The sequence below is a fragment of the Pseudomonas sp. R62 genome (assembly GCF_000257605.1).
In the GTDB taxonomy this organism is placed as follows: Bacteria; Pseudomonadota; Gammaproteobacteria; order Pseudomonadales; family Pseudomonadaceae; genus Aquipseudomonas; species Aquipseudomonas atacamensis.
The window spans coordinates 1,953,097-1,957,367 of record NZ_JH635998.1; the positions used below are offsets into that span (position 1 = coordinate 1,953,097).

The 4,271-nt window shown below is 60.6% G+C and carries 5 protein-coding genes; 1 reads left to right on the plus strand and 4 read right to left on the minus strand.

The genetic code is table 11. The annotated features are described in order from the left end of the window. Positions 1–81: 81 nt before the first annotated feature. Positions 82–759, minus strand: a complete 678-nt coding sequence (locus OQK_RS09885; protein WP_016772242.1) for a Crp/Fnr family transcriptional regulator — start codon at positions 757–759, stop codon at positions 82–84. Between the two features lie 84 nt (positions 760–843). Here OQK_RS09885 and OQK_RS09890 point away from each other — a divergent pair, with 84 nt between their 5' ends. Then, complete coding sequence (locus tag OQK_RS09890) at positions 844–1,371, plus strand: Mpo1 family 2-hydroxy fatty acid dioxygenase (RefSeq protein WP_016772243.1); 528 nt, start codon at positions 844–846, stop codon at positions 1,369–1,371. A gap of 88 nt (positions 1,372–1,459) precedes the next feature. Here the strand turns inward: OQK_RS09890 and OQK_RS09895 are convergent, their stop codons facing one another. The 3 genes from OQK_RS09895 to cysT are packed head-to-tail and all read right to left on the minus strand — an operon-like array spanning position 1,460 to position 4,156. Next, the gene (locus OQK_RS09895; protein WP_016772244.1) at positions 1,460–2,449 is read right to left on the minus strand and encodes a sulfate/molybdate ABC transporter ATP-binding protein; all 990 of its coding nucleotides are present in this window, start codon (positions 2,447–2,449) and stop codon (positions 1,460–1,462) included. Between the two features lie 3 nt (positions 2,450–2,452). Then, the gene (gene cysW, locus OQK_RS09900) at positions 2,453–3,325 is read right to left on the minus strand and encodes a sulfate ABC transporter permease subunit CysW (protein WP_007917679.1); all 873 of its coding nucleotides are present in this window, start codon (positions 3,323–3,325) and stop codon (positions 2,453–2,455) included. Positions 3,326–3,337: 12 nt separating this feature from the next. Beyond that, the gene (cysT, locus tag OQK_RS09905) at positions 3,338–4,156 is read right to left on the minus strand and encodes a sulfate ABC transporter permease subunit CysT (protein ID WP_016772245.1); all 819 of its coding nucleotides are present in this window, start codon (positions 4,154–4,156) and stop codon (positions 3,338–3,340) included. Positions 4,157–4,271: the final 115 nt, after the last annotated feature.

The following is a 4,271-nucleotide window of genomic DNA, read 5'->3' on the forward strand; positions in this document are numbered from 1 at the left end:
TTTCAGGGCCGCTGCGCGCCCCAGCGGGGATAAATCCCCTCGCCACAGGTGCCAGTTCCGACATTGGATCGGTTTCAGTTTTTAGATCGTGGCCAGAGCACGCAGTCTTGCGGCATCGAGGATTTCGATTTCGCCGTATGCGAGCCCGATAATCCCCTGCCCCTGCAGATCCTTGAGGATCTGATTGGTGGTCTGTCGCGACAGCGACAGCATCGCCGCCAACTGCTCCTGCGGCAGTTGCAGCGTCCGACGTGGTGCGTCGAGTTCGCCGTAGCCTTCGGCGATCATCAGCAAGCGATGGGCCAGACGTGCCGGGGCGGGCAGCAAGCTCAGCTGTTCGAGGTTGATGAAGGCCAGGCGCAATTTGTGGCTCATCAACAGCGCCAGATGCCGCCAGTACTGCGGCTGTTCGTCGAGCAATTTGAGCAACGCCGCCTGGGGAATATTCAGCAAGGTACACGGCCCGACCGCATAGGCGTCATGGGTGCGTGGCTGGCCGTCGAACAGGCAGATTTCGCCGAACCAGTGCGGCGCCTCAACCAGACTCAACAACGCCTCCTTGCCTTGCTCGCTCACCGCGCCGATACGCACTGCGCCATCGAGCACCGCGTACAGACCGCACGGCGCATCGCCACGCTGGAACAGTCGTTGTCCCGCCGTCAGCCGGCGCTCCCGGGCCAACGCCAGCAGGCTATCCTGAAAAGATGCAGGCAGATGACTGAACCACTGGCCGCTGAGCAACCGTGCACGAATTTGCATAACCACTCCTGGAGTGTCGCCTGCCCGACAGAGCGAACGCGGATCCCGAGGGATGATGCATTCAACCCCACTGGAGGAACAACAATGAAAAGCCTCGTCGACCACCTCAGTCAATACGCCGCCTACCACCGCGACCCGCGCAACATTGCCAGCCACTTTATCGGCATTCCGCTGATCGTGGTGGCGGTGGCTGTCCTGCTGTCTCGGCCGCAGTGGGAGCTGGGCGGGCTGTGGATATCTCCAGCCGTTGTGGTGGCGCTGGCCTCGGCGTGGTTTTACCTGCGTCTGGAGTTGAAGCTTGGCGTGTTGATGACGGTATTGATGGGGCTGTCGGTGTGGGCCGGGCATGCGCTGGCGCAGCAGAGCACCCTGGTCTGGCTGAGCAGCGGCCTGGCGATGTTCGTGATCGGCTGGGTGATCCAGTTTGTCGGGCATCACTATGAAGGGCGCAAACCGGCATTTGTCGATGACATCAGCGGACTGATTGTCGGGCCGTTGTTTGTCGTGGCCGAGCTGGCGTTCTTGCTCGGGCTGCGGCAGGAATTGAAACAAGAGATCGAGTTGCGGGCGGGGGTGGTGCGGATCAATCCGAATCGCAAAGCGGCGGCTTAGGCCGCTTGAAAGATCGCAGCCTGCGGGAGCTCCTACGGTTGAAAAGCGTTTCCCTGTAGGAGCTGCCGCAGGCTGCGATCTTTTGCTTTTAGAGGTTAGCGACTTTCTGCCAGACCTTCGGCTTGAAGAACAAGGTCTCACCCTTGGCCAGGCCGATCAGGCTGTCGTGATCCTTGACCACTTCCGCTTCGATCAGATCGGTCTGCCCCTCCACTTTCAAGGTCACCCGGGTAGTCGCGCCCAGCGGGCGGATATCGCGCACTTCAGCGGCGTGGTGATCTTCCAGCTCATGCTTGGACAACGATACTTCGTGCGGGCGGAACAGCACATGGTTGTCATCGCTCAGCAGCAAGCGGTTCGAGTCGCCGAGGAAGTGATAAACGAAGTCGCTGGCCGGGTTTTCGTAGACATCGCCCGGTGAGCCGATCTGCTCGATCACACCCTTGTTCATCACCACGATGCGGTCGGCGACTTCCATCGCTTCTTCCTGGTCGTGGGTCACGAACACCGAAGTCAGGTTGATATCTTCGTGCAGCCGCGCCAACCAGCGCCGCAGTTCCTTGCGCACCTTGGCATCGAGGGCGCCGAACGGTTCATCCAGCAGCAGCACTTTCGGCTCCACCGCCAAAGCACGGGCCAACGCGATACGCTGACGCTGGCCACCGGACAACTGCTCCGGGTAGCGATCCGACAACCAGTCCAGTTGCACCATGTTCAGCAGTTCGTGAACCTTGGTGGCGATCTGGCTTTCGCTCGGGCGCTGGTTTTTCGGTTTCATGCGCAGGCCGAACGCGACGTTGTCGAACACCGTCATGTGGCGGAACAAGGCGTAATGCTGGAACACGAAACCAACGTTACGATCACGCACATCGTGGCCGGAAACGTCCTCGCCGTGAAAAACGATGTTGCCCTGATCCGGGGTTTCCAGACCGGCAATAATGCGCAGCAAGGTGGTTTTGCCGCAGCCCGACGGGCCAAGCAGCGCGACCAGCTCACCGCTGTGGATATCCAGGCTGATGTTGTCCAGCGCCTTGAACGCGTTGAAATTCTTGCTGACGTTACGCACTTCGATCGACATGAATTATTCCTCCGCGGCGCTGGCGCGCAGGCGGTTGATACGGTTTTCGCTCCACTGCTTGAGCAGCAGGATGAAGAGCGCCAGGATCAGCAACAGGCTCGCCACGGCAAACGCGGCCACGTGGTTGTATTCGTTGTAGAGGATCTCGACGTGCAGCGGCAAGGTGTTGGTCACCCCGCGAATGTGCCCGGAAACCACCGACACCGCACCGAATTCACCCATGGCCCGCGCCGTACACAGCACCACGCCGTAAATCAGGCCCCACTTGATGTTGGGCACGGTGACGTGCCAGAACATCTGCCAGCCATTGGCACCGAGCAGGCGCGCGGCTTCCTCCTCCTGCGTGCCTTGTTCCTGCATCAGGGGGATCAGCTCACGGGCCACGAACGGCACCGTGACGAAAATAGTCGCCAGCACAATGCCCGGCAGGGCGAAGACGATCTGGATGTCGTGATCCTGCAGCCATGGCCCGAACAGGCCCTGGGCGCCAAACATCAGCACGTAGACCAGACCGGCGATCACCGGCGACACCGAGAACGGCAAGTCGATCAGCGTCACCAGCATGCTCTTGCCACGGAACGAGTATTTGCTCACGCACCATGCCGCACTGACGCCAAACACCAGGTTCAGCGGCACCGAGATCAGCACCGCGAACACGGTGAGTTTCAGTGCCGAAAGCGCGTCCGGCTCAAAGATCGCGGTGAAGAACGCGCCGAGACCGTTTTTCAGACCTTGCGATACGACGATGAACAACGGCAGCAGCAGAAACAGGAAAAAAATCAGCCAGCCAAGACCGATCAGGATTCTGCGCGAAGTGGCGCTGCCACGGCGTGCAGCATTGGCCGAAGAGGCGGCCGCAATGGACGATTGGGACATGTTCGCGCCTCCTTATGGGGTTTCGATGCGCCGCTGCAGCAAGTTGATCAGCAGCAACAGGATGAAGGAAACCACCAGCATCAGTACGCCGATGGCGGTAGCGCCGGTGTAATCGTACTGGTCGAGTTTGACCATGATCAGCAGCGGCAGGATCTCGGTTTTCATCGGCATGTTGCCGGCGATGAAAATCACCGAACCGTACTCGCCGACGCCACGGGCAAAGGCCAGGGCAAACCCGGTCAGCCAGGCGGGCAGCAAGGCCGGAACCAGAATGTGGCGAAATACCTGCCATGGCTTCGCACCCAGGCACGCCGCCGCTTCTTCGACTTCACGGGGAATATCGGCCAGCACCGGTTGCACCGTACGCACCACGAACGGCAGCGTGACAAAAGTCAGTGCGAGGGTGATGCCCAGCGGGGTGTAGGCGATCTTGAAACCGAGGTCAGCGGCAAATTGCCCGACCAGCCCGGCCGGTGCGTACAGCGCGGTCAGCGCGATACCGGCCACAGCTGTCGGCAGGGCGAACGGCAGATCGATCATCGCGTCGATCACCTTGCGCCCGGGGAAGGTGTAGCGCACCAGCACCCAGGCCAGCAACGTGCCGATGATGCCGTTGATGATCGCCGCGCACAGCGCGGTGCCGAAGCTCAGCTTCAATGCCGCCAGTACCCGCGGTGCGGAGATGATCGTCCAGAACTGATCCCAGGTCAGCTGGGCGGCGTGGACGAACATCGCCGCCAGCGGGATAAGCACAATCAGGCTGAGGTACACCAAGGTGTAACCCAGCGTCAGCCCGAAGCCGGGTATGACGGGGGAGATACGACGCGACATAAGAGTCCCTGGTTAAAAGCATTCCGCTGAACGCATCAATGTGAGAGCGAGCTTGCTCGCGAAGAGGGAGTATCAATCAACTCTAGGTCGTCTGACACTCCGCTTTCGCGAGCAG